The organism is Streptomyces sp. SP18CS02, from assembly GCF_036322365.1.
Classification (GTDB): domain Bacteria; phylum Actinomycetota; class Actinomycetes; order Streptomycetales; family Streptomycetaceae; genus Streptomyces.
Genome location: NZ_JAQYXC010000295.1, coordinates 117364 through 143254, shown reverse-complemented (window position 1 = coordinate 143254; position 25891 = coordinate 117364). Strand labels below are relative to the sequence as shown.

Annotated in this window: 20 protein-coding genes and 1 pseudogene; 6 read left to right on the top strand and 15 right to left on the bottom strand. The window is 73.4% G+C overall.

The window, feature by feature from the left end:
• Positions 1-385: 385 nt before the first annotated feature.
• From PUR26_RS27345 to PUR26_RS27335, 3 genes are all read right to left on the bottom strand, one after another.
• On the bottom strand, positions 386-1606 hold the full coding sequence (locus PUR26_RS27345; RefSeq protein WP_329876172.1) for an NADP-dependent isocitrate dehydrogenase: 1221 nt from the start codon (positions 1604-1606) through the stop codon (positions 386-388).
• A gap of 232 nt (positions 1607-1838) precedes the next feature.
• A complete protein-coding gene (locus PUR26_RS27340; RefSeq protein ID WP_329876171.1) occupies positions 1839-2624 on the bottom strand; it encodes a DUF3017 domain-containing protein in 786 nt (261 codons plus the stop codon).
• An 18-nt stretch (positions 2625-2642) separates the two neighbouring features.
• A complete protein-coding gene (locus PUR26_RS27335) occupies positions 2643-3509 on the bottom strand; it encodes a bifunctional methylenetetrahydrofolate dehydrogenase/methenyltetrahydrofolate cyclohydrolase (protein ID WP_329876170.1) in 867 nt (288 codons plus the stop codon).
• Between the two features lie 231 nt (positions 3510-3740).
• Between PUR26_RS27335 and PUR26_RS27330 the strand changes: the two genes are divergently transcribed.
• Entirely contained in the window at positions 3741-4325 is a 585-nt protein-coding gene (locus tag PUR26_RS27330; protein ID WP_329876169.1) for a hypothetical protein, read from the top strand.
• A gap of 343 nt (positions 4326-4668) precedes the next feature.
• On the opposite strand, the gene purH is transcribed toward PUR26_RS27330, so the two are convergent.
• Both purH and purN read right to left on the bottom strand, forming a co-directional pair.
• Complete coding sequence (gene purH / locus PUR26_RS27325; RefSeq protein ID WP_329876168.1) at positions 4669-6225, bottom strand: bifunctional phosphoribosylaminoimidazolecarboxamide formyltransferase/IMP cyclohydrolase; 1557 nt, start codon at positions 6223-6225, stop codon at positions 4669-4671.
• Complete coding sequence (gene purN, locus PUR26_RS27320) at positions 6212-6838, bottom strand: phosphoribosylglycinamide formyltransferase (protein ID WP_329876166.1); 627 nt, start codon at positions 6836-6838, stop codon at positions 6212-6214. Before purN ends, purH begins: the two co-directional genes overlap by 14 nt.
• A gap of 332 nt (positions 6839-7170) precedes the next feature.
• Between purN and PUR26_RS27315 the strand changes: the two genes are divergently transcribed.
• Positions 7171-8010: a hypothetical protein gene (locus tag PUR26_RS27315; RefSeq protein WP_329876164.1), complete on the top strand. Its 840-nt coding sequence runs from the start codon at positions 7171-7173 to the stop codon at positions 8008-8010.
• A 169-nt stretch (positions 8011-8179) separates the two neighbouring features.
• On the opposite strand, the gene PUR26_RS27310 is transcribed toward PUR26_RS27315, so the two are convergent.
• A complete protein-coding gene (locus tag PUR26_RS27310; protein WP_329876162.1) occupies positions 8180-9895 on the bottom strand; it encodes a cell division protein PerM in 1716 nt (571 codons plus the stop codon).
• Positions 9896-10014: 119 nt separating this feature from the next.
• Between PUR26_RS27310 and PUR26_RS27305 the strand changes: the two are divergent.
• Both PUR26_RS27305 and PUR26_RS27300 read left to right on the top strand, forming a co-directional pair.
• Positions 10015-10215 (top strand): annotated as a pseudogene (locus PUR26_RS27305) (helix-turn-helix transcriptional regulator); the annotation flags it as partial.
• Between the two features lie 567 nt (positions 10216-10782).
• Entirely contained in the window at positions 10783-11676 is an 894-nt protein-coding gene (locus PUR26_RS27300) for an RNA polymerase sigma factor (protein ID WP_329876761.1), read from the top strand.
• A 251-nt stretch (positions 11677-11927) separates the two neighbouring features.
• Here the strand turns inward: PUR26_RS27300 and sucD are convergent, their stop codons facing one another.
• The 8 genes from sucD to PUR26_RS27260 form a co-directional block, all read right to left on the bottom strand.
• On the bottom strand, positions 11928-12812 hold the full coding sequence (sucD, locus tag PUR26_RS27295; RefSeq protein WP_329876160.1) for a succinate--CoA ligase subunit alpha: 885 nt from the start codon (positions 12810-12812) through the stop codon (positions 11928-11930).
• Between the two features lie 21 nt (positions 12813-12833).
• Positions 12834-14012: an ADP-forming succinate--CoA ligase subunit beta gene (gene sucC / locus PUR26_RS27290; protein ID WP_329876158.1), complete on the bottom strand. Its 1179-nt coding sequence runs from the start codon at positions 14010-14012 to the stop codon at positions 12834-12836.
• A gap of 348 nt (positions 14013-14360) precedes the next feature.
• The gene (locus tag PUR26_RS27285) at positions 14361-15215 is read right to left on the bottom strand and encodes a hypothetical protein (RefSeq protein ID WP_329876157.1); all 855 of its coding nucleotides are present in this window, start codon (positions 15213-15215) and stop codon (positions 14361-14363) included.
• A 95-nt stretch (positions 15216-15310) separates the two neighbouring features.
• The gene (locus PUR26_RS27280) at positions 15311-16264 is read right to left on the bottom strand and encodes a hypothetical protein (protein ID WP_329876155.1); all 954 of its coding nucleotides are present in this window, start codon (positions 16262-16264) and stop codon (positions 15311-15313) included.
• Between the two features lie 265 nt (positions 16265-16529).
• Positions 16530-17693, bottom strand: coding sequence for a VWA domain-containing protein (locus tag PUR26_RS27275; protein ID WP_329876153.1), 1164 nt, complete (start codon positions 17691-17693; stop codon positions 16530-16532).
• A complete protein-coding gene (locus PUR26_RS27270) occupies positions 17690-20083 on the bottom strand; it encodes a DUF5682 family protein (RefSeq protein ID WP_329876714.1) in 2394 nt (797 codons plus the stop codon). The genes PUR26_RS27275 and PUR26_RS27270 overlap by 4 nt, the downstream gene beginning before the upstream one ends.
• 32 nt (positions 20084-20115) lie before the next feature.
• Positions 20116-21237, bottom strand: a complete 1122-nt coding sequence (locus PUR26_RS27265) for an ATP-binding protein (protein ID WP_329876151.1) — start codon at positions 21235-21237, stop codon at positions 20116-20118.
• Between the two features lie 113 nt (positions 21238-21350).
• Complete coding sequence (locus PUR26_RS27260) at positions 21351-21773, bottom strand: MmpS family transport accessory protein (protein WP_329876149.1); 423 nt, start codon at positions 21771-21773, stop codon at positions 21351-21353.
• 143 nt (positions 21774-21916) lie between these two features.
• Here PUR26_RS27260 and PUR26_RS27255 point away from each other — a divergent pair, with 143 nt between their 5' ends.
• The gene (locus PUR26_RS27255) at positions 21917-23281 is read left to right on the top strand and encodes an SWIM zinc finger family protein (protein WP_329876147.1); all 1365 of its coding nucleotides are present in this window, start codon (positions 21917-21919) and stop codon (positions 23279-23281) included.
• Between the two features lie 16 nt (positions 23282-23297).
• Positions 23298-24998, top strand: coding sequence for a DUF5691 domain-containing protein (locus PUR26_RS27250; RefSeq protein WP_329876145.1), 1701 nt, complete (start codon positions 23298-23300; stop codon positions 24996-24998).
• A 192-nt stretch (positions 24999-25190) separates the two neighbouring features.
• On the opposite strand, the gene PUR26_RS27245 is transcribed toward PUR26_RS27250, so the two are convergent.
• Positions 25191-25604, bottom strand: a complete 414-nt coding sequence (locus PUR26_RS27245; RefSeq protein ID WP_329876143.1) for a cobalamin B12-binding domain-containing protein — start codon at positions 25602-25604, stop codon at positions 25191-25193.
• Between the last annotated feature and the right edge of the window lie 287 nt (positions 25605-25891).

Here is a 25891-nt window from a genome sequence, read left to right as displayed (position 1 = left end):
GTCCAGATTGCCGCCCCAGTTTCGCATCCGTTGCGCGTTGATCACACCATGCCGGAATGGTCACTTCCGTGCCACAGGCCCCAGGCAGGTCTTGATCCAGCTTGGCGCGTCCATGACGCTCTCATCAGGCCGGCGGCGCCCGTCCTGCTCGGGGGAGAGGACGGGCGGCGCCGCCACAGCGTTCCTCCGCGCGCCCGGCGCCGGCCCATCCGGTGGCGGCATGGCGGACCGAGCCCGGTCGGGACATCCCGGAGAAAGGCGCGAGGAGGGCGGAGAGGGCTCGGGCCGAGATCCGGGCCGGCCGCTCGGGCCGGCACTCGGGCGGAGGCCCGGTCCGAGACCAGTCCGAGACCGGTCGAAGACCATTCGGAGACCGGCCGGAGAGTCAGGCGGAGGCCATCTTCTTCTGAAGGTTGGAGTCGAGCGCGTCGAGGAACTGCTCCGTGGTCATCCACGGCTGGTCCCTGGAGATCAGCAGGGCGAGGTCCTTGGTCATCTGGCCGCCCTCGACCGTCTCCACGCAGACCTGCTCCAGGGTCTGCGCGAACCGGGTGACCTCCGGAGTGCCGTCCAGCTTTCCGCGGTGGGCCAGACCCCGGGTCCAGGCGAAGATCGAGGCGATCGGATTGGTGGAGGTCGCCCTGCCCTGCTGGTGATGGCGGTAGTGGCGGGTCACCGTTCCGTGCGCGGCCTCGGCCTCGACCGTCCTGCCGTCGGGGGACATGAGGACCGAGGTCATCAGCCCGAGCGACCCGAATCCCTGCGCGACGGTGTCGGACTGGACGTCGCCGTCGTAGTTCTTGCACGCCCAGACGTACCCGCCCTCCCACTTCAGGGCCGAGGCGACCATGTCGTCGATGAGGCGGTGCTCGTAGGTCAGCCCGGCCCGGTCGAAGTCGGCCTTGAACTCGGCGTCGAAGACCTCCTGGAAGAGGTCCTTGAAGCGGCCGTCGTACTTCTTGAGGATCGTGTTCTTGGTGGACATGTACACCGGGTAGCCGCGGTCCAGGCCGTAGCGGAACGAGGCGCGCGCGAAGTCGCGGATCGACGCGTCGTGGTTGTACATGCCGAGGGCGACGCCGGCGCCCGGGAACTCGTGGACCTCCAGCTCGATCGGGTCCGAGCCGTCCTGCGGCGTGAAGGTCATGGTCAGGGTGCCCGGGCCGGGGACCTTCAGATCGGTGGCGCGGTACTGGTCGCCGAAGGCGTGCCTGCCGACGACGATCGGCTTGGTCCAGCCGGGGACCAGGCGGGGCACGTTCTCCATGATGATCGGTTCGCGGAAGATGACGCCGCCGAGGATGTTGCGGATGGTGCCGTTCGGCGAGCGGTACATCGCCTTGAGCCTGAACTCCTCGACCCGCGCCTCGTCGGGCGTGATCGTGGCGCACTTGACCCCGACGCCGTACTGCTTGATGGCGTGGGCCGCGTCGACGGTGACCTGGTCGTTGGTGGCGTCACGATGCTCGATGCCCAGGTCGAAGTACTTCAGCTCGACATCGAGGTACGGCAGGATCAGCTTTTCCTTGATGAACTGCCAGATGATGCGGGTCATCTCGTCGCCATCGAGCTCGACGACGGGGTTGGCTACCTTGATCTTGGCCATGAGGTGGAACGTCCCTCTCACGCTGCGGCGGGGCCGGTGATGCCGTCGACCGGTCGGCCAACGCCCGGGCAATATATCTTGGCATCAAGATTCTTGACATCGGGATACTCCGCCCGGCCCTCCGACCCGCCGTCACATCACCCCTTTGCCGACCCCGTTCCCCCGTTTGCCCGTCCCCCGTCGCCCGTCCCCCCTCGCCCGTTCCCCCGTTTGCCCGTTCCGGCGGGATCCACTAGCGAACCGTGAAGTGCACGGCCTCCTCCAGGAACGGCATCTCCAGCCAGGGACCCGGCTGCGTCATCAGGGCGAGCAGCACGATGACGACACCGAGCAGGCCGTACGTGACCATGTCGGTGAACCGGGACCGGACGGCGAGCATGCCGACGGACGGCAGCGCCCGGCGCAGCGCGGCGCCGGTGAGCAGGGCCACGCCGACCAGGATGGTGCCGACCCGGGGCGCCTGCGGGAACGGGTCGAAGCCCACGACGAGCAGCCCGAGCGCGGTGAGCCCGAGCACGGTGAGCAGCGGCCACTGACGCGCGGGCGCCGGTGCGTCCCCGGGTGCGGCCCGGCCGCCGCCCTCGGGCCGCGCGGTGTCCCGGGTGAGCGCCGGCGGCCGCCGGGAGCGGGCCCCCGGCGGGGGCCCGTCGCCGTCGGCGGAGGCACCGTCGCCACCGGGGGCCGGTTCGCCGGAAGCCTGTCCGCCCGAGGCCGGTTCGCCGGGGGCCTCCCCGGTCGTCGCGCTTCCGGTCCCGCTGTCGGGGGGCGTGCCGCCGGCCGTGCCGCTCGCGGCCGGTTCCGGAGCGGCCCCGGAGCGGGACCCGCCCGTGGTGGTGGCGGCATCGTCGGCAGCGGCGTCAGGACGTCCCTGGGCGCCGCCCTCCAAGGCGGGGTCGCCCGGGGTGCCCGGCGTGCCGGAGGCACCGGTCGCGCCGGAGGTACCGGTCGTGCCGGCGGGCGGCCCCTCCTCCGGGGCCGGGTCCGTGGTGGCGGGGTCGTCGTTCGCCCGTACGCCCATGGGGTCGCCCTCTCCGGCTCAGTTCGCGGCGGCGTTCGCGGCGCGCTCGGCCGCCTCGACGACATTGACCAGCAGTTGCGCGCGGGTCATCGGTCCGACGCCGCCGGGGTTCGGGGCGACCCAGCCGGCCACCTCGGCCACGCCCGGGTGCACGTCGCCGACGATCTTGCCGCTCTCGTCGCGGCTGACGCCCACGTCGAGGATCGCGGCGCCCGGCTTGATGTCCTCCGGCTTGATCAGGTGCGGGACACCGGCCGCCGCCACCACGATGTCGGCCTGCCGCAGCTGCGCGGAGAGGTCCCGCGTGCCCGTGTGGCACTGGGTGACGGTCGCGTTCTCCGACCTGCGGGTGAGCAGCAGCGGCATCGGACGCCCGATGGTGACGCCGCGCCCGACGACCACGACATGCGCACCGGCGATCTCCACGCCGTGCCGGCGGAGCAGCGCGATGATGCCGGCGGGCGTACAGGGCAGCGGCGCCGGCTCGTTGAGCACCAGTCGGCCGAGGTTCATCGGGTGCAGTCCGTCGGCGTCCTTGGCCGGGTCCATCAGTTCGAGCACCCGGTTGGTGTCGATGCCCTTGGGCAGCGGCAACTGGACGATGTACCCGGTGCAGGCAGGGTCCTCGTTGAGTTCGCGTACGACCGCCTCGATGTCCTCCTGCGTGGCGGTGGCGGGCAGTTCACGCTGGATGGACGCGATGCCCACCTGCGCGCAGTCGCGGTGCTTGCCCGCGACGTACTTCTGGCTGCCGACGTCCTCGCCGACGAGCAGCGTCCCCAGACCGGGCGTGACGCCCTTGGCCTTGAGGTCCGCCACTCGGGCGGTCAGGTCGGACTTGATCGCGGCGGCGGTGGCCTTGCCATCGAGAATCTGGGCGGTCATGCCCCCATCCTCGCGGATGACCCCTCCCCTGTTCCAATTCGCGTACGCCCTGCGGAAGGCGAGGTTGCACTTGCACAACACCTTGGTATTCCGACTGGACAAAAAGTCGACGTTACGACAACGATGAAGCGCGCAAGCCGCGGGCAGTGCCGGGGGGCAAACCGCTCGTTCTCTGAAGTTTCCTCCGCGCGGGCCGCGCCGTCCCCGCACCATCCACGGAGGAAACCGGTCATGAGCTTCGGCGACCCGAACAACCCCTACGGCCAGCCGCAGGGCCAGCCCCAGGGCCAGCAGCCCGGCTACGGCTACCCGCAGCAGGGTCAGCAGCAGCCCGGTTACGGCTACCCGCAGGCCCCTGCCGCACAGCCGTACGGCGGCTACCCGGCCACGCCGACGACGATGCCCGGTTCCATCAAGGCCGCCCAGGTCATGATGTGGGTCATCGCAGGTCTGCAGGTCGTGGGCATCATCCTGCTCGCCCTCGGCGCGGCCGCGGTGAACAAGCTGAAGGACGACCCGTCGCTCCAGTCCAGCGACGGCTTCGACGCCTTCGCCGACTTCTCCAGCGGTGTCATCTACGCGCTCATCGCGCTGGCCGTGGTCTACCTGGTGGCCTCGATCATGCTGGCCCTCAAGTGCGGCAAGGGCGGCAACGGCGCGCGCGTCGGCATCATCGTCTACGCCTCGCTCGGCCTCGCGCTCAGCATCTACCCCTTCTTCCCGCTGAGCATCGTGCACATCGTGCTGCTCATCCTGATCATCGTGTTCGTGGCGAAGAAGGACGGCGCCGCCTGGTTCCAGCGCTCGCGCCACTGAGTCCTGCCACACGCCGCTGAAGGCCGTGCCGCTCGCCCTCGCGAGCTGCGCGGCCTTCCGCCTTTCCCGGGGTTCCGGGGCCCGAAAGGGCCGAAGGTGGGGCCGACTTGCCGCGCGGCGGGCCCCGGCCTACAGCCTCCGGCCTCCGACGAGGGGCGGCAGCCTTCCGCCGGAGACCGGAACCCGTGACCACCTCGTCCCCTGCCCCGATACCCGGCAGGGCACGACAGACCCGGCAGACACGACAGGGCACGGCAAGGGCACGGCCGGCGCGAGCGGCCGGCCACCGGGCACGCCGACGGCCCGCCGGGAAACCCCGGCGGGCCGTCGGCCTGTTCACCGCTCAGTGGAAGAAGTGGCGCGTGCCCGTGAAGTACATCGTCACGCCCGCCTTCTTCGCCGCCTCGATCACCAGCTCGTCGCGGACCGAACCGCCCGGCTGGACCACGGCCTTGACGCCGGCCTCGGTCAGGATCTCCAGGCCGTCGGGGAAGGGGAAGAACGCGTCGGACGCGGCGTACGCCCCGCGTGCGCGCTCCTCGCCCGCGCGCTCGACGGCCAGCTTCGCGGAGTCGACGCGGTTGACCTGGCCCATGCCGACACCGACGCTCGCGCCGCCCTTGGCGAGCAGGATCGCGTTGGACTTGACCGCGCGGCAGGCCCGCCACGCGAAGGCGAGCTCGGCCAGTTCGGCCTCGGAGAGCGCCTCACCCGTGGCGAGGGTCCAGTCCGCCGGGTCGTCGCCGTCGGCCTGGAGACGGTCGGTGACCTGGAGGAGGGCGCCGCCGTCGATCGGCTTGAACTCGACCGGGTTCGCGGGGGCGCCCTCGGCGCGCAGCACACGGATGTTCTTCTTGCGGGCGAGCACCTCGACGGCGCCGTCCTCGTACCCCGGAGCCACGATCACCTCGGTGAAGATCTCCGCGACCTGCTCGGCCATGGCCACGGACACCGGGCGGTTGACGGCGATGACGCCGCCGAACGCGGACAGCGGGTCGCAGGCATGCGCCTTGCGGTGGGCCTCGGCGACGTCGTCACCGATCGCGATGCCGCAGGGGTTGGCGTGCTTGATGATCGCGACGCAGGGCTCGGAGTGGTCGTACGCGGCCCGGCGCGCGGCGTCGGTGTCCGTGTAGTTGTTGAACGACATCTCCTTGCCGTGCAGCTGCTCGGCCTGCGCGAGGCCGCCACCCTCCTCGGTGACGTACAGCGCGGCGTCCTGGTGCGGGTTCTCGCCGTAGCGCAGCACGTCGGAGCGCTGGTAGGTGCCGCCGAAGAAGTCGGGGAACGGCGCCTCGTCGGCCGGCGCGTAGGAGGACGCGAACCAGGAGGCGACCGCGACGTCGTACGCGGCGGTGTGCTGGAACGCCTCGGCCGCCAGGCGCTTGCGCGTGGTCAGGTCGAAGCCGCCCGCCTTGACGGCCGCGAGCACGTCGTCGTACCGCGCCGGGGAGGTGACGACCGCCACGGACGGGTGGTTCTTGGCGGCGGCGCGGACCATGGAGGGGCCGCCGATGTCGATCTGCTCGACGCACTCGTCCGGAGCGGCGCCGGAGGCGACGGTCTCGCGGAACGGGTACAGGTTCACGACGACCAGCTCGAACGGCTCGACACCCAGCTCGGCGAGCTGCTCGCGGTGGGCGTCCAGCCTCAGGTCGGCGAGGATGCCCGCATGCACCCGCGGGTGCAGGGTCTTGACGCGGCCGTCCAGGCACTCGGGGAAGCCGGTGAGCTCCTCGACCTTGGTGACCGGTACGCCGGTCGCGGCGATCTTCGCGGCCGTGGAACCGGTGGACACGAGCTCGACGCCGGCCTCGTGCAGCCCGCGGGCGAGCTCCTCCAGCCCCGTCTTGTCGTAGACACTGATCAACGCGCGACGGATGGGCTTATTCACCGACATGAACCTTTCGTCCCTCAATGCGGTAGCCGTGCCGGGCCAGACGCCCCACGACCTCGACGAGCAGCGAGCGCTCGACGTCCTTGATGCGCTCATGGAGAGCGGCACCGTCGTCCGAGTAGTCCTCGTCCCGGACCTCGACCACGCCCTGGGCGATGATCGGGCCGGTGTCGACGCCGTCGTCGACGAAGTGGACGGTGCAGCCGGTGACCTTCGCGCCGTACGCGAGCGTGTCCCGCACGCCGTGGGCACCGGGAAAACTGGGCAGCAGCGCCGGGTGCGTGTTGACGGTCCGTCCGCCGAAACGCGCCAGGAACTCCTTCCCGACGATCTTCATGAAGCCGGCCGAGACGACGAGGTCCGGCGCGTACGCGGCGGTGGCCTCGGCGAGCGCGTGGTCCCACTCCTCGCGGGTGCCGTAGTCCTTGACCCTGCACACGAAGGTCGGCACCCCGGCGCGCTCGGCCCGCTCCAGCCCGGCGATGCCGGTACGGTCGGCGCCCACGGCGACGATCTCGGCCCCGTATCCGTCCGGATCGGCGGCGATGGCGTCGAGGAGGGCCTGGAGGTTCGTGCCTGACCCGGAGACCAGGACGACGAGGCGGGCGGCGGCCACAGGGAAACTCTTTTCGGCTTGCTGGTGCGGCTTGCGGTTGCGGCTTCGGGAGCGCCGGGAGGCACTGCGGGGGCCGTGCGGGACGCCTGAGCGGCAGCCGGACGGCACCGTGGTGTCGCTTTGTGTGATCGCACAAACGCATCGCACCCCGGGATACGGGGAACTCTACGAAGGTGCCGACCGTCAGCAACGATACCGGCACACCGGGCCGCCCCCACGGGACGGGGGCGGAGCCGGGGGGTAGCGTCTGAGGACAGGGCCGTCCCCGAACGGACGGACACAACGACAGAAGACCCCTGTTGCGCTGGGTCTGAGGGGAAGACGTTCACCACATGCCGGACCGACGCCGCCGCACGACCTCCTATCTCCTGCCGCGGGAACGCCAGTCCACGGACGACAACAATCCGTTCGCGCCCCCGCCGGAAGGCAGGCCCGACCAGCCCTGGCAGCCCCGCCACCCGGGGAACGGGGACGGCTCCTCCGGGCAGGACCCCTCCGGCGCGCCCGAGGGCGACCGGCCGGCCTGGGGCAGTCAGTGGAGCCCGGACCAGCCGGGCCGCTCGTCCGGCGGCTTCGGCGGCCGCCCCGGGGGCGACCAGCAGGGCGGTGGCCCGGGCGGGCCCGGTGGCCCCGCGGGCCCGGGGGGCAAGGAGGGCAAGGGGCTGCGCTGGGACCCCACCGACCCGTCCCAGCGCCGCGCGCGCTATGCACTGCTCTCGGGCATGTGGGCGTTCTTCTTCGCGATCTTCGACTTCCCGGAGATCGCGCTGCTGCTCGGTGCCCTCGGCGTGTACTGGGCCATCAGCTCACTGCGCGGCAAGCCCGGGGCCACCTCGGGGACCCCCGAGCAGGCCGCCCAGGAGGCGGTCCGCCAGAACGTGTACCAGGCCATGCAGGGCGGTCCGCAGCAGACGGCGGCACCCGGGGCCACGGCGCCCGGAACTCCGCCGGTCCCGGCCCCCGGCTCGGGGCGCCCCCAGACGACGGCGGCGGTGAGCGGGCTGGTCACGGCGGCGCTGGCGCTGACGATCGTGGCGGCGACCTTCACCGTCCAGCTGGTCTACCGCGACTACTACACCTGTGTGGACGACGCCTTGACGAAGACGGGCCAGCTGTCCTGCAACGAGTTGCTGCCGACGCCTCTGCGCGACGTCTTCGGCGTCCAGGAGTAGGCACTCCAACGGCAATGGCAACCACAACCACAACCACAACCGCAGCGGCAGCGGCAGCGGCAGCGGCAGCGCCGACGAACTGCGGCGGCGCCCGGTGACGGACGGCGGATGACCGACGGCCGATGACGGGCGGGGCGACGGCCGGTGACCGACGGCCGGTGACGGACGGTCAGCGCTCCGGCTGCGACGGCGGAGCCGGGAAGTCGGCCGTCAGCCCGCCCGACCCCTCCTTGAGCGCCGTCCAGCGCGCTTCGCGCGCCGCCGGCTCCTCCCAGGCGGCGGGCAGGAAGTCGTACGGCTCGAAGGCGGGGTCGTGGGGCACTCCCCGCCCGCGCGGGACCGGCCGCGGCCCGCTCGGAGCCTCCGCGGCCGGGTCCTCGGGGCGGGCGCGGAAGGACCCGGTCCCCGAGGGGCTCCACCACCGCCGCCGTGGCAGGCGGCCCCCCTCGTGCGGGTCCTCCGGCCGCCGGGCCCCCTTCCGCCAGGACGGTTCCCGCCAGTGCCGTTCCCGCCAGGACCGCAGGGCCGACGCGCCCGGCAGCCGCAGCGACCACCCCCGTACCAGCCAGAACCGGACGATCAGCGCACCCGGTACGCCCACGACCAGCGTCCACGCCAGCGCGGCCGCCCCCGTGCGCCACCACACCGGACCGAACGCGGCCAGCCGCCCGGCCCCCAGGGGGCCGCCCGAGGCGGCGGCCAGCACTGCCGCACCGGCCCCGCACAGGACCGCCGCCACCAGAGCGGTCAGCGCCGTCGCCCGCGCACCCCACACGGGGTCCGGGCTCCCGCGCGTCGCACCCCGCGCGGTGAACCTGGCGACGGCGGCCCCGGTGAGGACCGGCACGACGGCGGCCGACCAGTTCAGCCAGGTGCCGCGCCCGTCGTCCGGGACCGCCGCGAGCAGGGGGAAGTCGGGCAGCACCGGGGTGCCGGCGACCGCGAGGGGGGTCACCGTCACGCCCGTACCGAGCGAGAAGCCCGGCCCGAGTCCGTACGCCGCACCCCATACCGCCGCGTTCGGCGCGAGCGCGAGGGCCAGCAGCAGCACCGCGACCCGGCCCGGCCACCCGCCCGACAGGTTCAGGAACGACTCCTGGGCCGAACCGAGGCGCCAGGCGAGCCCGGCGACGACCAGCAGGGCTCCTCCGCCCACCAGGACCGCCAGCGAGCCGGCGGCGGCGCGCACCGCGACGCGCAGGCGGGAACGCGTCGGTTCCGCCCGCGCCCGTTCCGCGAGCCCCAGGAGACGGGCCGGGATCCGGTGCGGCAGCGGGCCGAGCGGTCTGCCGCTCGCCGTCCAGACCCCCGCGGCCACCGCGAACGCGACGACCGCCGGCAGATGCACCAGGGCGCTCAGCGGGTCCGCGGCCAGCGGGCCGCCCGCGGCGTACACCGTGGCACCGGCCGCGACCAGCAGGTATCCACCGGTCACCGCGCACACCGTGTCCCGGGCGGAGGGTCTCACGCGCTCGACCCTGAGCCCCGGCAGCGCCTCCCAGGGGTCCCAGCTCTCCGGCTCGTCGTTCTCCGGCTCCATGACGTCGCAGGCCGTCCGGTGGGCCAGCCACACCGGCACGACGACGAACAGCAGCGGCACGACGCCCACCGGAACCGGCGCACCGGTGACCGTGTCGGCGCGGACCAGTTCCACGCCGTGCGACAGCAGCCACAGGCCGGCGGCGACGTGCAGCGCCCCGGCGGGGCCGTTGTCGGGGTACGGGGAGCCGATCCACACCACCATCACCAGGACGGTGAAGGCGGCGAGCCCCAGCCCGGCGGCGACCGCGCCACGGGCGCAGAACTCGGCCAGGTCGGCGCCCCGCCCGCTGCGGGAGAGGGGCGCCGCCGCCTCCGACGGAAGGTGATCGGTCGTCTGGGTCACCCCGCCATGCTGCCAACGACACGCGCTTTCTCCTGGTAACAAGCGAATGCCCGTTGTGTCGCCCAAGATACGTTTATGTACTTTTCAGCAGAGTGCAGAGTCGCCGCGGGGGGCCGCCCATGACCCAGAGCACCACGACCCGCTCCACGCCGCCCCTGCCGTCACCCAAGGAACGGCGCCGGCTGCGCGTGGCGAGGTCCATGAGCGAGGAGCAGGTCGCCGACGCGCTCGGCGTGACCCGCGCGACGGTCCGCTCCTGGGAGACCGGACGGACCAGCCCGCGGGGGCGCAAGCGGGAGGCGTACGCGCGATTCCTCGGCACCCTGGAGGCGGCTGAGGCTTCCGAGCACCCTGCGGACTCCGGAAGCACCGCACATACCGGGTATTCCGGTTGTACCGGGCACGACACAGGAATCGCGCACACCGGCGACACCCGGACCACCGGGACCACCGGGACCACCGGGACCACCGGGACCACCGGGACCACCGGGACCACCGAAGGCGTGGGGACAGGGATCAGCGAGGTCGCCGTGGTCTCCGGGCGCAGCGGGCCTGTCGGGTCTGCAGGGCCCACTGAGAACACCGAGGTCGCTGCGGCCGCCGAGGTCACTGCGGCCGCCGCGGCCGCCGGGTTCGCCGAACAGACCAGGCCGGGGTACTCCAGGCCGGGTCGCTCCAGGCCGCAGACGCCCGCCCCGCGTCGGCGGCCCCGGATCGACCCGGCGCCGCGAGCCGCCCACCAGGCCGCCGCCCCGGCGCCCCCTCGGACACCGCCACCGGCACCGGCACCCGGAGCGCGGGCCGGAGCACGGAACGAGCCGACCGCCGGGCAGCCGGCGCCCGAAACGGCGGCGCGTGAAGAAACGCCACCCGTGGAAGGGGCGGGCGTGGAAGCGCCACCCGTGGAAGGGGCGGCCGGAAGGACCGCGCCGTCGGACCCCGTGCCCGCGGACGCGCGCCCCGTGATCCCCGGTCCGGCGTCGCCCACGCCCCTCGACGCGTTCGATGCCCTGTACGCGTACGCCGCCCCCGTCCTCGTCCAGCAGGCGTATCTGCTCACCGGTCGGCGCCGGCTGGCCCGCGAAGCCGTGGAGTACGCCTTCCACGTGGCCTGGGAGCGCTGGCCCGAGGTCGCGACGGACCGGGATCCGGCCGGCTGGGTGCGTGCGGTCGCGCACGAGTACGCGCTGTCGCCCTGGCACCGGCTGCGCCGTGCGCACCGCCGTCCCGACGCCTCGGTCGGGGGGTGTTCCGAGCCGACGCTGCGGAGCGCGGTCCTGGACCTGCCGCCGGCCTACCGGCGCACCCTGCTGCTCTACGACGGCCTGGGCATGGACCTGCCGGACACGGCCGCCGAGACCGAGGCGAGCACCCCCGCCGCCGCCGGCCGCCTGACGCACGCCCGGTCGGTGGTGGCCGGACGGCTGCCGGAGCTGGGCGACCCGGCGGTCCTGCACGAACGGCTGACCGAGCTGCTCGGCAGCGGGCCCGCGATGGTGCCGGCCCCGGCCCGGGCGGTCCGCGTCGGCAGCGAGCGCCGCGCCCGGTTCTGGACCCGCGCCGCCATCTCGTTCACCACGCTGATCGTCGGAGCGACCGCGTTCACCGTGCTCACGGCGCCGACCGGTTACCAGGCACCCCTGGCGCCCGGCGAGCCCATCGGCGGGTCCCCGGTCCTCAGCGGACCGGAACGGCCGACCCCGCAGAACGAGGCACTGCACGACAAGCTCCGCTCGGCGCCGGTCACCGGCCCGGCCCGGCTGCTGCCGGACGCCCGCTGACCGCCCGCCCGCCCGTGGCCTGTGACCGGCCACCCCCGCCGGCCTGCGGGAAACGCGATGGGCCCGCTCCCGGATGTCCGGGAGCGGGCCCATCGGCGTGTCAAACCGTCCTCTGCCCGCCCTCCCGGGTCACGGGGACCCGGAGCGGGTCGGACGGCACGGACCGGACGGCACGGACCGGTTCGGACGGTTCGGACCGGCTCGGACGGTTCGGACCGGCTCGGACGGCGAGGCGGACCGGTTCGGACGGTTCAGCCCGCGAGGATCTCGCGCGCCAGCTTGGCCGTCTCGGTCGGCGTCTTGCCGACCTTGACGCCGGCGGCCTCAAGGGCCTCCTTCTTCGCCTGCGCGGTGCCGGACGAACCCGACACGATCGCACCGGCGTGGCCCATCGTCTTGCCCTCGGGGGCGGTGAAGCCCGCGACGTAGCCGACGACCGGCTTGGTGACGTTGGCCTTGATGAAGTCGGCCGCCCGCTCCTCGGCGTCGCCACCGATCTCACCGATCATGACGATCAGCTCGGTCTCGGGGTCGGCCTCGAAGGCCGCGAGCGCGTCGATGTGCGTGGTACCGATGACCGGGTCGCCACCGATGCCGACGGCGGACGAGAAGCCGATGTCACGCAGCTCGTACATCATCTGGTAGGTCAGCGTGCCGGACTTGGACACCAGACCGATCTTGCCGGGCTTGGTGATGTCGCCCGGGATGATGCCCGCGTTGGACTGGCCCGGCGTGATGAGGCCGGGGCAGTTCGGGCCGATGATCCGGGTCTTGTTGCCCTTGGCGCCGGCGTACGCCCAGAAGGCGGCCGAGTCGTGGACAGCGATGCCCTCGGTGATGACCACGGCGAGCGGGATCTCGGCGTCGATCGCCTCGACCACGGCGGCCTTGGCGAAGGCCGGCGGCACGAAGAGCACCGAGACGTCGGCCCCGGTCTCCTTCATGGCCTCGGCGACGGAGCCGAAGACCGGTACGGACGTGCCGTCGAAGTCGACGGACGTACCGGCCTTGCGCGGGTTCACGCCACCGACGATGTTGGTGCCGTCACCCAGCATGAGCTTGGTGTGCTTCATGCCCGTGGCACCGGTCATGCCCTGGACGATGACCTTGCTGTCCTTGGTGAGGAAGATAGCCATGGTTGTGGAATCCCTCGTCCCTTACTTCGCAGCCGCGAGCTCGGCGGCCTTGTCGGCCGCGCCGTCCATGGTGTCCACGCGCTGCACCAGCGGGTGGTTGGCGTCGGACAGGATCTTGCGACCCAGCTCCGCGTTGTTGCCGTCGAGGCGGACGACGAGCGGCTTGGTGACGTCCTCGCCGCGCGAGGTCAGCAGCTCGAGCGCCTGAACGATGCCGTTGGCGACCTCGTCACACGCGGTGATGCCACCGAAGACGTTGACGAACACGGACTTGACGTCCGGGTCGCCGAGAATGATCTCAAGGCCGTTCGCCATGACCTCGGCGGAAGCGCCGCCGCCGATGTCGAGGAAGTTGGCCGGCTTCACGCCGCCGTGCGCCTCACCGGCGTACGCGACGACGTCGAGGGTGCTCATGACGAGACCCGCGCCGTTGCCGATGATGCCGACCTCGCCGTCGAGCTTGACGTAGTTGAGGTTCTTGGCCTTGGCGGCAGCCTCGAGCGGGTTGGCTGCGGCCTTGTCCTCGAGCGCCTCGTGCTCCGGCTGGCGGAAGTCGGCGTTCTCGTCGAGCGAGACCTTGCCGTCGAGCGCGATGACGCGGCCGTCGGCGACCTTGGCCAGCGGGTTGACCTCGACGAGGAGGGCGTCCTCGGCGACGAAGGTCTTCCACAGGGTCACCAGGATCTCGGCGACCTGCTCGGCGACCTCGGCGGGGAACTTCGCCTGGGCGACGATCTCGCGGGCCTTCTCGATGGTGACGCCGTCATTGGCGTTGACCGGCACCTTGGCGAGCTTCTCGGGGGTCGTCGCGGCGACCTCCTCGATGTCCATGCCACCCGCGACCGAGGCCATGGCCAGGAAGGTGCGGTTGGTGCGGTCGAGGAGGTACGAGACGTAGTACTCCTCGGCGATCTCGGGAGCGGTCTCCGCGATCATCACCTTGTGGACCGTGTGGCCCTTGATGTCCATCCCCAGGATGTCCGTCGCACGGGCGACGGCCTCGTCCGGGGTGGCGGCCAGCTTCACGCCGCCGGCCTTGCCACGGCCGCCGACCTTCACCTGCGCCTTGACGACCGACTTGCCGCCCAGCCGCTCGGTGGCCTCGCGCGCCGCCTCAGGCGTGTCGATGACTTCACCGGCCAGCACCGGTACACCGTGCTTGGCGAAGAGATCCCTCGCCTGGTACTCGAACAGGTCCACGCGCGTCCGTCCCTTTTCTGGTGATCGCGGTTCGTTGTCTGCGTGGGCGTGCCGCGAAGGGCAACGTGACTGCGCTGTCACAAGGGAGGCGTACACGGTGTCCGTGGACGCGGCATGTCCGTCTCGCAGGTTATCCCCGTGGGACCGAGGGTCCTAAATCGCAGATCACACCTGAGCGGTGATACCTGTCACAGACACCGGCCGAAAACGAGCGGTCCCCCAGGACGGGGGACCGCTCGTCCCTACGGATTCCGTACCGGACCCCTCATCGGATTCCGTACCGGATCACGCCATGGGCAGGGCACCGGCCGCGCCCGCCCACCGACCGGTACGGAGACCCCGGCTGCCTCAGACGCCGTAGGGCAGGTAGTCCGGGGTGACGGTCGTGACGGTGGACCCGACGCCCGAGACGGCATTGCCGGTCAGCGGCTGGGCGTCGCGGGTCGCGTTCGACACGACTCCCCCGGCGAAGGGCCGCACCTCGCCGGTCACCCCCCGGGCCAGGCCCGTGGCGCTGCCGCCGACGCCCTGGACGACCGGCTGGACCTGGTCGACGACGGTCGAGACCAGCGGCTGGACCGAGCCGACCACACCGCCGGCGAACGGCTGGACCTCGGACACCACACCGCCGGCGAACGGCTGCACCCCCGACACCGCGCCCCGGGCCAGGTCGCCGACGTCACCGACCGCCTGGCCGGCGACCGGGAGGACGGAGGCGACGGCGGCGGCCGCGAGGGGCGGCAGGACGTCCTGGGCGGCACCGTCCACGACGGGGGTCGCGGTCGCGACCGGGGCGGCCTGCGCCTCGTGGGCGAAGGCGGAGAGCGGGCCGAAGAGGTAGTCGATCTCCTCGTCGGCGACGTGGACGTCCGGGGTACGGACGGCCGGGGCCTGGACGGCGGGGGCCTCGACGGCCGGGGCCTGGACGGCCGGGGCGTGCCCGTCGACGGATCCCGTGACGTGCGTGGCGGCCGGGGCGGCCTCGGCCTTGACGGCCCGCGCCCCCGCGGTGACGTCGTCGACCACGTCGACGTCCCCGTCCACGTGCGCGGCGATGTCCTCGACCGCGTCGACCGCCTTGTCCGGCGTCGAGAGCGGGACGGAGACCGGCAGCTCGTCCGCGCCGGCGGCGGCGGTGCCGAGCGCCCACATACCGGTGGCGGTGGCGGCGACGGCTATGGAGCGGCGAATGTTCTTGTTCATGCTGGCGTCGTTTCCTTCGAATTCACGGTTCTTGGTACGGCGGGCAGACCTGTCCCGCCCCCGCGCGGCAGGTCATGAGCGGGGGAAGGCCTGCCCTAGCCGGGGAATTCGAGGATTCGGTGGGGTCGTTCGAGCGTCGCCGCGGCCGTCGACGGAAGTCCGGAGCCGCGCACCGGCCCGGGGAAGGCGGCCGCACCGGGGACCACCGCGTGCTGTTCGCCCGTACGCGGCGAGTGGCCGTCACCGGCGGCCTGCGGCCCGCCGCCGCACGGCGCGCCGGGCGCGTACGGGAGCGCCGGGCGGTACTGCGCCCGGGTGATTCCGGTGCCCGCGCGCCGCTCCTGCGCCATCGGTGTGTACATGAAGAGCGTGAGCCGTCGCTCCACGGTGGCGGTCGTACGGGCCGGGGCGGAGTCCGCCCGGGGGCTGTCGCGGACGTGGGGGCCGTCGGCGGGCGCGACCGGGGCGCCTGGCCGTGGCTGCTCCGCCATCGGCGGACCGGGCATCGGCGGGGCAGGCGCCGGCAGGCCCGGCGTCGTGGGAAGGACCGGCACCGGTAGCGGCGACAGCCGCCCCGGGAGGTCCCCGGTGACGCGCTCGACGGCTTCCGCCGCCGGGTCGACAAGGCTGTCGGCGATGCTTCGGGTGACGGCGGCGGCGCTGCCCGCGACCCTTCCCACGGCCGCCGCGTCGGCCGTCGCGGCGGCATGCGTGGTGACGGCGACCGGGTCGGTGACCGTGGCGCTGACCGGGTCGGCGGCCGGTCGCACGGTCTCCCGCGCCCCATGAGCCGCCCGGGAGACGGTCCCAGCGGTGCCCCGGGACATCACCCGCGGCATGGTGCGGGGCGCGGCCGGGGACTCCATGGTCCTCGTGGCCGCTGCGGCCTCCGTGAACTCGGCGGCCCGCGAACCCGCGACCGCCGGGCGGGCGGCCGCCGAACCCGTGGTTCCCGTACGGGCGCCCTCGACGCCGGGGCCGGCCGTGCCGACCGCGCTCCGGATCCGCTCGGCGCCGGCCGTGCTCACCGTCGTCCCGGCACGCTCCACGGCCGCACCGGCCGAGGGAGGTTGCTGGACCGCGTGTGCCCGACCGCCACAGAGGAGGCCCAGCGCCACAAGACCCCCGAGGAACAACACCACAGCCAGCGCGCGCCGGCCCGCCGCGCCGCGCCTCGGGCGCGGAACGGCAACAGGCACAACGGCTGCTGCGGCGGTCATGGTGTCCGGTTTCCTCCCCTGCCGCGGAACCTTGCCTTCCGCGTACGACCGGCCGATGCTCGCACGAGCCTCCGGGGGTGACGCAAGTCCGCTGCTACTGATGGGTCGCCATGTCCGGTATGGGCAGTGGCCGTTTCTCGATCGCCGCCGCCATGACCTCGGGGAAGAGGTCCGGGGTACACGCGAACGCCGGTGCGCCGAGCGCCGCCAGGGCCGCCGCGTGCTCGCGGTCGTAGGCGGGCGCTCCTTCGTCGGAGAGCGCGAGCAGTGCGACGAACTGCACTCCCGACGCCTTCATCGCCGCGACCCGTTTCAGCATCTCGTCGCGTATGCCGCCTTCGTAGAGGTCGCTGATCAGTACGACGACGGTGTCGGCCGGACGGCTGATCCGGTCCTGGCAGTAGGCGAGCGCCCGGTTGATGTCGGTGCCGCCGCCCAGCTGGGTGCCGAAGAGGACGTCGACGGGGTCGTCCAGTTGTTCGGTGAGATCGACGACCGCCGTGTCGAAGACGACCAGACGGGTCGCGATGGACCGCATGGACGCCAGGACCGCGCCGAACACCGAGGCGTACACGACGGAGGCCGCCATCGACCCGGACTGGTCGACGCAGAGCACCACGTCCTTCTTCACGGACCGCGACGCCCGCCCGTACCCGATCAGCCGCTCGGGCACGACCGTGCCGTACTCGGGGAGGTAGTTCTTGAGGTTCGCCCGGATCGTACGGTCCCAGTCGATGTCCCGGTGGCGCGGCCGGGTGACCCGTGCGCTGCGGTCGAGGGCTCCGGCGAGTGCGGTGCGGGTGCGGTCGGCGAGCCGCTTCTCCAGGTCCTGGACGACCTTGCGCACGACGGCCCGCGCGGTCTCCTTGGTGGTCTCGGGCATCGCCTTGTCGAGCGAGAGGAGTGTCCCGACGAGGTGGACGTCCGCCTCGACGGCCTCCAGCATCTCCGGCTCCAGGAGCAGGGCCGACAGGCCCAGCCGGTCGATCGCGTCCCGCTGCATGACCTGGACGACGGAGCTGGGGAAGTACGTACGGATGTCGCCGAGCCAGCGCGCGACGGACGGGGCCGATGCCCCGAGCCCCGCGGACCGGGCCCGGGTGCCCTGCCGCTCCCCCTTGGCCGTGCCGTCGCCGTACAGGGCGCCCAGGGCGCCGTCCATCGCGGCGTCGGTCCCCGCGAGCGAGTGTCCCGTGCCGTCGGCCGCGCCGCCGCCGAGCACCATGCGCCACCGTCGCAACCGCTCGTCCTCGGTCATCGCCCCACCTCCATCAGGTCGTTGTCGTCGGCGCCCGCGCTGCCGCCGCCGTCCGGTCCGGGAGCGCCCGGGACGCCCGGTGCGCCGGGCGTTGACGGTGCGGGCTCCGTGTCCAGCAGGAGCCGCAGCAGCGGAAGCACGCCGTCCGCGCGTGACACGTCGAGGCCGGGCCCGAAGCCGGGCACCCCGGCCGGGACGGCCGTCGCGATGCCGCCCGCCGGGCCGCGCCTGACGAGGTCGCCCAGGGTTCGCCGGGCCCCCGGTTCGTACGCCGAGAACGTGCGGCGCAGCAGCGGCAGCACATCGGTGAACGCGTCGGCCGGAACGCCGGTCAGCCAGGCGTCGACAAGGCCGAGCAGCCGTTCGTCGTGGACCAGCAGCATGCCTCCGCCGGATCCGCCCGGTCCGCCGCCGAGAAAGCCCTCGATCCAGGCGGCCGCCCCGGCCGGCGGACCGCCGGGTGACAGGGCGAGCCCCATGAGCCGCGCGGCCTCGTCCTCGGCGAGCCGCCCGTCGTCCAGCAGCAGCCGGGACGCCCGGCCGCGTATCACCGCGGACACACCGTCCCGGGAGGCGAGCTTGAACAGGACGGCGCTCCAGCGGCCGGTGACCTCCTCGGCGTCCGGCAGGAGCCTGATCGCGGTGTGGACGGCGTCGAGATGGCCTCGCATCTCGGCGGCGCCGTCCGTGTCCAGCCCCGTGCAGGCGGGCGGCAGGCCGACGCAGATGCGCAGGGCCAGCCCGGCCGCCACCTCCGAGAGCGCGGCCGTGTCCGTGGAGCGCACATCGCCGTACCGCAGGGAGCGGGCCAGTGCGGGCAGTGCCTGGGCGAGGTGCCCGACGTCGGCGTCGAGGGCGGCCCGGTCGGCGAGTGCCCGCATCACCGCGGGGAGCGCCTCGGGCAGTTCGGCGAGCAGGCACCGCTCGGCGAGCGCGGTGACCTCGGCGAGAGCGGTCGCCGACACGGCCTGCGACTCGGCCTTGGCGGTGGCGGCGGAGAGCACGGTGGTGCCCCACACGCCCGCCTCGGCGACCCGGACGTACAGCTCCGGCTCCCACCGCAGGCGCCAGCTCTCCCGGAAGGTGCCGGTACTGCCGCGTCCGGCGGCCGGTTCGCCCCAGCCGACGGAGAGCAGTCGCAAGCGGTGCAGCAGTCTGCTGCGGGCGGCGTCGGTCTCCTTGCGCAGGTCGAGGTCGAGCTCCCGCTCCGGCGTCTCGGGCTTGAGCCGCAGGGTGCGCTGGATCCGGGTCAGATCGCGCTGCAGGGGGACGGCGGGCGCGTCCTGCGGCACCTCGCCGAGCACATCGCCGATGATCAGCCGGTCGTGGATGAGGCTCATGGGCACGTCCGAGCCGTCGCACATCACGGCCCGCACGGCGTCGGTGGTCTCGGTCAGTCCGGCGAGCGGCCGGCCGCGCATCGCGGCGAGCGTGCCGGCGAGCCGGACGGCCTCGATGACATGGGCGGACGACACCGGGCGGTCCTCGTCCCTGAGCAGTCCGGCGACCTTGGTCATCCAGCGTTCTACGGGCCGGTCGGGGGCGCTGAACAGATGGCCGTACCAGCCGGGCGAGTCGATGCCCGCTCCGTACCCCCTGCCCGAGGGCGCCGCCCTGGCCAGCCTGCGGTGTGTCCAGGGCACCCAGGTCGTCTCGGTCCTGACCTTCGGCAGTCCCCTGAGGAGGGCCCGGTCCGCGGTGACGGTGGCCTTGCGCGCGAGCGCCGGCACATGCCAGGCCCCGCACACGACGGCCACGCCGTCGCCGTACCGCCTCCGCGCGGCGCGCAGTTGGAGCCGCATGTACGCCTCGCGGATCAGGTCCCGGTCGTGGCCGCCGTGTCCATACGTCTCGCGCAGGGCGCTCATCGCCTCGCCGAGCGCGGTGAAGGGGGCCACCGGGTCGTGGTCGGCCTGCCCGCCGTCGGGCGGGGCGCGGTGTTCGACCACGTCCTCCCACCAGCGCTCCGGGTCGTCGTACCCGGCGGTCCCGGCGAGCACCGCGATGGGGTCGACCCGCAGTCCGTACTCCTCGGGGTCCGGCCCTCCGGGGACCGCCTCCTCCTCGTCACCCCAGGTGGGGTCGGCCATGGCCAGCGAGTGGGCGGCGGGCAGGTCGATGAAGCGGACGGGGACGCCGTGGTCCAGCGCCCAGCGGACGGCGACCCACTCCGGCGAGAACCCGGCCATCGGCCAGAAGGCCGCCCGCCCCGGGTCGTCCACGGCGTACGCGAGCAGCGCGACCGGGGGACGCATCCGGTCGTCGGCGGCGAGCGGAAGCAGCGCGTCTCCCTCGGGCGGGCCCTCGATCAGCACGGCGCCCGGCCGCACGGCGTCGAGAGCGGCCCGCACCGCTCGGGCCGATCCGGGCCCGTGGTGACGCACCCCCATCAGCAGGGGTTCCCCGGACGTGTCGGTCACGCTCACGCCGACACCTCCCGGCAGGCACGGTAGAAGTCCTTCCAGTCGTCCCGTTCGCGGACCACCGTTTCCAGGTACTCCTGCCAGATGACACGGTCGGCGGCGGGGTCCCGGACCACCGCGCCGAGGAGGCCCGCGGCCACGTCCGCGGGCCGCAGGACGCCGTCGCCGAAGTGCGCGGCGAGCGCCAGGCCGTGAGTGACGACGGAGATCGCCTCTGCCGTGGAGAGCGTCCCGGAAGGGGACTTGAGCCTGGTGCGGCCGTCGGTGGTGACACCGTCGCGCAGTTCGCGGAAGACGGTGACGACCCGGCGGATCTCCTCGATGCCCTCCGGCATGGCGGGCAGGCCGAGCGAGCGCCCCATCTGGTCGACACGTCGCGAGACGATGTCCACCTCGGCGTCCGGTGTGGCGGGCAGCGGCAGCACGACGGTGTTGAAGCGTCGGCGCAGCGCGCTGGAGAGCTCGTTGACGCCGCGGTCGCGGTCGTTGGCGGTGGCGATGAGGTTGAACCCCCGCACCGCCTGGACCTCGTCGCCCAACTCCGGGACGGGCAGGGTCTTCTCGGACAGGATCGTGATGAGCGTGTCCTGCACGTCGGCGGGGATGCGGGTCAGCTCCTCGACGCGTGCGGTCATGCCGTCGGACATGGCGCGCATGACGGGGCTGGGCACCAGGGCGTCCCGGCTGGGGCCGTGGGCGAGCAGCCGGGCGTAGTTCCATCCGTACCGGATGGCTTCCTCGGGCGTGCCGGCCGTCCCCTGCACGAGCAGGGTCGAGTCACCGCTGACGGCCGCGGCGAGGTGCTCGGACACCCAGGTCTTGGCGGTGCCGGGCACGCCGAGGAGGAGCAGTGCACGGTCGGTGGCGAGGGTGCTGACGGCGACCTCGACGATACGGCGCGGCCCCACGTACTTCGGTGTGATCACCGTGCCGTCGGGCAGCGTGCCGCCCAGCAGATAGGTGGCGACGGCCCAGGGCGAGAGCTGCCAGCGGACGGGGCGCGGCCGGTCGTCGGCCGCGGCGAGCGCCTTCAGCTCCTCGGCGAAGGCGTCCTCGGCGTGCGGCCGCAGGGCCTGCTCGCCGGTGGTTCCGGCGGTCCTCGTGGTTTCGGGCACGGTCATGGATCCCCCTCCAGATCGTGTTCGACCGGGTGTGGGATCCACCGTGCACCATGCCACTGACAATCGGCCGTCTCCGCCGGCGGGAGCGGAAACGAGCGTGGGGGGCAGGGGAGTCAGCCGACGAGCGGGGACTCCGCGACGCAGCCGGTCGCGGCGGCCATGCCGGCACCGGAAGCCTCCTTGATCACCTTGCCGTCGTACGTGATCCTGCAGCCGGCCTCGGCACCCTGGATGTCGACCGCGACGGGGGTGACGACGGGCGCCTCGAGGCCACGGAGCGTCACGGTCTTCTTCCACGGCAGCGTGGGGTTCTCCACCGTTTCGAGCTTCGGGTTCGTGACGTCTCCGCCACCGGCGTTGAAGCTGATCGCGTCCACGCCCTTGCCGGTGACCTCGTAGGTGACCTGGTACTCCTCGTTCACTGCCTTGTCGACCCGCTTGGTCGCCTCCTCTGCCACCTCGGAGCAGGCGCCGAGCCCGAGCGCGAGGCCGCCCGCGATCAGGACGGAGAAGGCGGATCGGCTGATGCGGTTCATGCGGGCCCCCAAGGCGAGTTGACGTCGGCACTCAGCAGTGCACAGTAAAGGAAAGGCAAAGTCAACTCCGTCGCAGCGCTCGTTCTCCGGACGAACGCGCAGGTCGGAGGGGATTGTCAGTGGCGGGTTCTACGGTCGTACACATGAATCAGCAGGGGGTGCGCTGGACGGCGGAACAGGTGCTGGCCCTGGCTCCTGACGACGCCTCACGCAGAGCGGGCGGCAGACTCGGCACGTCCGGGTCCTGGTCGGCTGCGGGCAGCAACGGCACGGGCGCCGTGTGGGGCCTGTGCCGGGCCAGCGGCAGCAGGCCGTACCGGACGGCCGTCGACACCACGGGCCCCGCCTGCACGTGCAGTTGCCCGAGCCGGAAGTCCCCGTGCAAGCACGCGCTGGGACTGCTGCTCCTCTGGGCGGCGGACGACGACGCCGTACGCGGTGACGACCTCCCGGAGTGGGCGCGGCAGTGGCTGGAGGGCCGCCGCGGACGCGCGACGGACGGGGAGGGTCAAGGGGGCGGGGAGCACACGGGCGGCGGCCCAGGGGGAGGGACCGCCGGAGCGGAGGCGGCACGGCGCAGGGCGGAGCGCCGCTCCGCCAGGATCACGGCGGGCGCGCAGGAGCTGGAGCAACGCCTGGCCGACCTGCTGCGCGGCGGGCTCGCCTCCGCCGACCAGGCGGGGTACGGCCAGTGGGAGGAGACCGCGGCGCGCATGGTCGACGCGCAGGCGCCCGGCCTGGCCGCGCGCGTCAGGGAGTTGGGGGCGATACCGGGTTCGGGGCCCGGATGGCCGGTGCGGCTGCTGGAGGAGTGCTCGCTCACGCATCTGCTCGGCCGGGCCTGGCTGGGCAGGGAGCGCCTGCCGGAGCCCCTCGCCGCGACGGTCCGCACCCGGGTCGGCCTCGGCGCCCCCGCCGAAGGACCGGCGGTGCGCGACCACTGGTCGGTCCTGGCCCGGTACGACACATCGGACGGCCGGCTCACCACCCGTCGCATATGGCTGTACGGGCGCGACAGCCGCCGTACGGCCCTGCTGCTGTCCTTCGGCGCGGCCGGACGGGCTCCCCAGCTCTCGCTGCCCGTGGGGGTGAGCGTGGACGCCGAGATCACGCCCCACCCCGGCGCCGGGCAGCTGCGGGCCGAGCTGGGCGAGCAGTTCTCACCGCCCGCCCCCATCGGCTCCGCTCCGCCGGGCGGCTCGGCCACCGACGCGCTCACGGCGTACGGGACGGCGCTGCGCGACGACCCGTGGCTGGATTCATGGCCTGCGGTCCTCGCCGACGTCATACCGGTCCCCACCCGGGACGGCGGCTGGCAGCTGGCGGACCGGGACGGAGGGCTGGCGCTGCCGATCACCCAGGCCGCACTGGCGCGGCCGGGCCTGTGGCGACTGGTCGCCCTGTCCGGAGGCGGCCCCGTCACGGTCTTCGGCGAGTGCGGCCACCGGGGCTTCGCACCGCTCACCGCCTGGTCCGCGGACACGTCCGAGACGGTTCCGCTCACCTGAACGCACGGAGGACCCGATGACCACGACACCTTGGGAAGACCTCGTCACCTCGGCGCTGCTGGGCACCGACCGCCGCCCGCCCGCCGCCCAGGCGCCGGCCACCGGGCGGGCAGCACCGCTCGCCCTGCTGGACGCCGCCGCCCTGCACACGGTGCGCCGCCGGGCGGGCCTGCTCCCGGCGGCCGCCGCCGAGCGGCCCGAGCCGGCCCCCCGCGACGACCGGCCCCCGCTGCCGCCGGCGGCCCGGCTCCGGCTCGCCCAGCTGCTCGCCGGCCGTTCCGGGCCGTCACCGGGCGGCGGGCGGCGCGGTACGGCTCCCGATCTGACCGAGCTCCTGCCCCAGTGGCTGGCGACCGCGAACGACCACGGCTACCGGGCACCGGCGTCCGCCCTGCCCGCGCTGCTGGACGCCGCCAGGGCCCGTACCGATCTGCGGCCGCAGGCGCTCGCCTTCGCCGGTGCGCGCGGGCTGTGGCTCGCCCGGCTCAACGCCGAGTGGAGGTTCGCCCTGCGCGGCGCGGCGGGCGGCGTCCCACTGCCCGGCCCCGGCGACACCGCCGGCGTGCGCGCCCTGTGGGAGGAAGGGCTGTTCGCCGAGCGGGTCGCGCTGCTGGGCGCCGTACGCGCGCACGACCCGGCCGCCGCTCGGGAGCTGCTCCGATCGACCTGGCCCACCGAGCGGGCCGAGGACCGGCTGATGTTCCTCGACTCGTTGCGCGAGGGACTCTCCGACGCGGATGAGCCCTTCCTGGAGCAGGCGCTGTCCGACCGCAGCCGGAACGTCCGTACCACCGCGGCCGAGTTGCTGTCCGCGCTGCCTCGTTCGGCGCTGGCCGGCCGCATGGCCGTGCGCGCCGCCTCCTGTGTCGGCCTGGACCGTGCGGGCGACGGGGCGGCGATATCGGTGGAGGCGCCGCACGAGTGCGACGCGGGCATGCAGAGCGACGGGGTCGTCGCGAACCCGCCCTCGGGGCGCGGCGAACGCTCCTGGTGGCTGGGCCAGTTGGTGGAGTCGGCGCCCTTGTCCGTCTGGCCCGCCAAGCTCGGCGGGCGCGCGCCCGACGCCATCGTCGCCCTGCCCGTCTCGGACGACTGGCAGAGCGAACTGCACGCCGCGTGGTGCCGGGCAGCGGTCCGGCAGAAGGACGCCGCGTGGGCACGCGCGCTCCTCGGGGCGCCCGCGACACCCCCGGCGACGGGCGCCGGCACCTCATCGATCGCCGAGCGCTCCAAGCTGCTGTCGATCCTGCCCGTGGACGAACGGGCGGAGTGGGTGGCCGGCTTCATCGCCGCGCACGGCCTCTCGGAGGCGTTCCAGCTGCTGGGTGTCTGCGCGGTCCCCTGGTCCGGGCCGCTCGGCCGCTCGGTGGTCGACGCGCTGGACATCGCCCGGGACGCGGGAAGCTACCCGTGGAGCTTCAGCGGCGTGATGGGGCTGGCGGAACGGTGCCTCGATCCCGCCGAGGCGTCGCGCCTGGAGATACTCACGGCAGCCCCGGACGAGCCCGAGGGGGCGTCACCGGGAGCGGGCGGCTACTGGTCGGAGGCGTTCCAGCGCCTGGTGGCGACGCTGCGCCTGCGGGGCACGATCCATCGGGAGCTCTCCCCCACGGCGCCCGAGCCCGTCCCGCCGCCGGGGAGCAAGGGCCCGGGGCCCCGCGAAGAGGCGGGCCCGCCCTGCTCCATACGGACGACAGAGGGGGGCGCCGTGCGGTGACGCCTCCACGCTCCCGGCCGGTCCCGGCCGCGGCCCCGGGGACGTTCGCCGGGGCCTCCCTGGGCCACCGGGCCTCCCTGGGCCACCGGACCTCCCCCGGCCATGGCCCGAGCACGGCCCGGGGGGCCTCGAAGCGGCGCCGGCCGTCCATGGGGCCCCGCGGCACGGGCGGGAACGCGCGTCCCGAAGGTCCTAGGCCTCGGCGGCCTCGCGTACGTTCGCGTTGACCCACTCGACGATCGAGGCCGTCGTCGCACCCGGGGTGAAGATCTCCGCCACGCCCTTCTCCTTCAGCGGCGCGATGTCCGCCTCCGGAATGATGCCGCCGCCGAAGACCTTGATGTCCTCCGCCTCACGGTCCTTGAGCAGCTCGATGACCTTGGCGAACAGCGTGTTGTGCGCGCCGGACAGGATCGAGAGGCCGATCGCGTCCGCGTCCTCCTGGATCGCCGTGTCGACGATCTGCTCGGGCGTCTGGTGCAGGCCCGTGTAGATGACCTCCATGCCGGCGTCGCGCAGCGCCCGCGCGATCACCTTTGCGCCGCGATCGTGGCCGTCGAGACCCGGCTTGGCCACCACCACGCGGATCGGACCGGTCACACCCATCACTGCCTCCACATGCGTCCCCCGCACACGCGTGCCCGGGGTGGTGAACGAACGTTATCTACAGCATCCCGCAACCGGCCGTTTCGCGGTGGACACCGAGGGGGAAATCACACGTGGGACATGTTCGCCGAGCGTCGCACCCGCACCGGACGGCCCATGGGGCGAAGCGGGCGAACCGTGGACGAGCCGCAGACGAGGTCGCTGCGTCACCGCACCGCCAGCCGCGCGGCACGGTGACGCAGCCCCCACCGCCGCACTTCGTCACGGCTCTTCGCAAGACATACGAG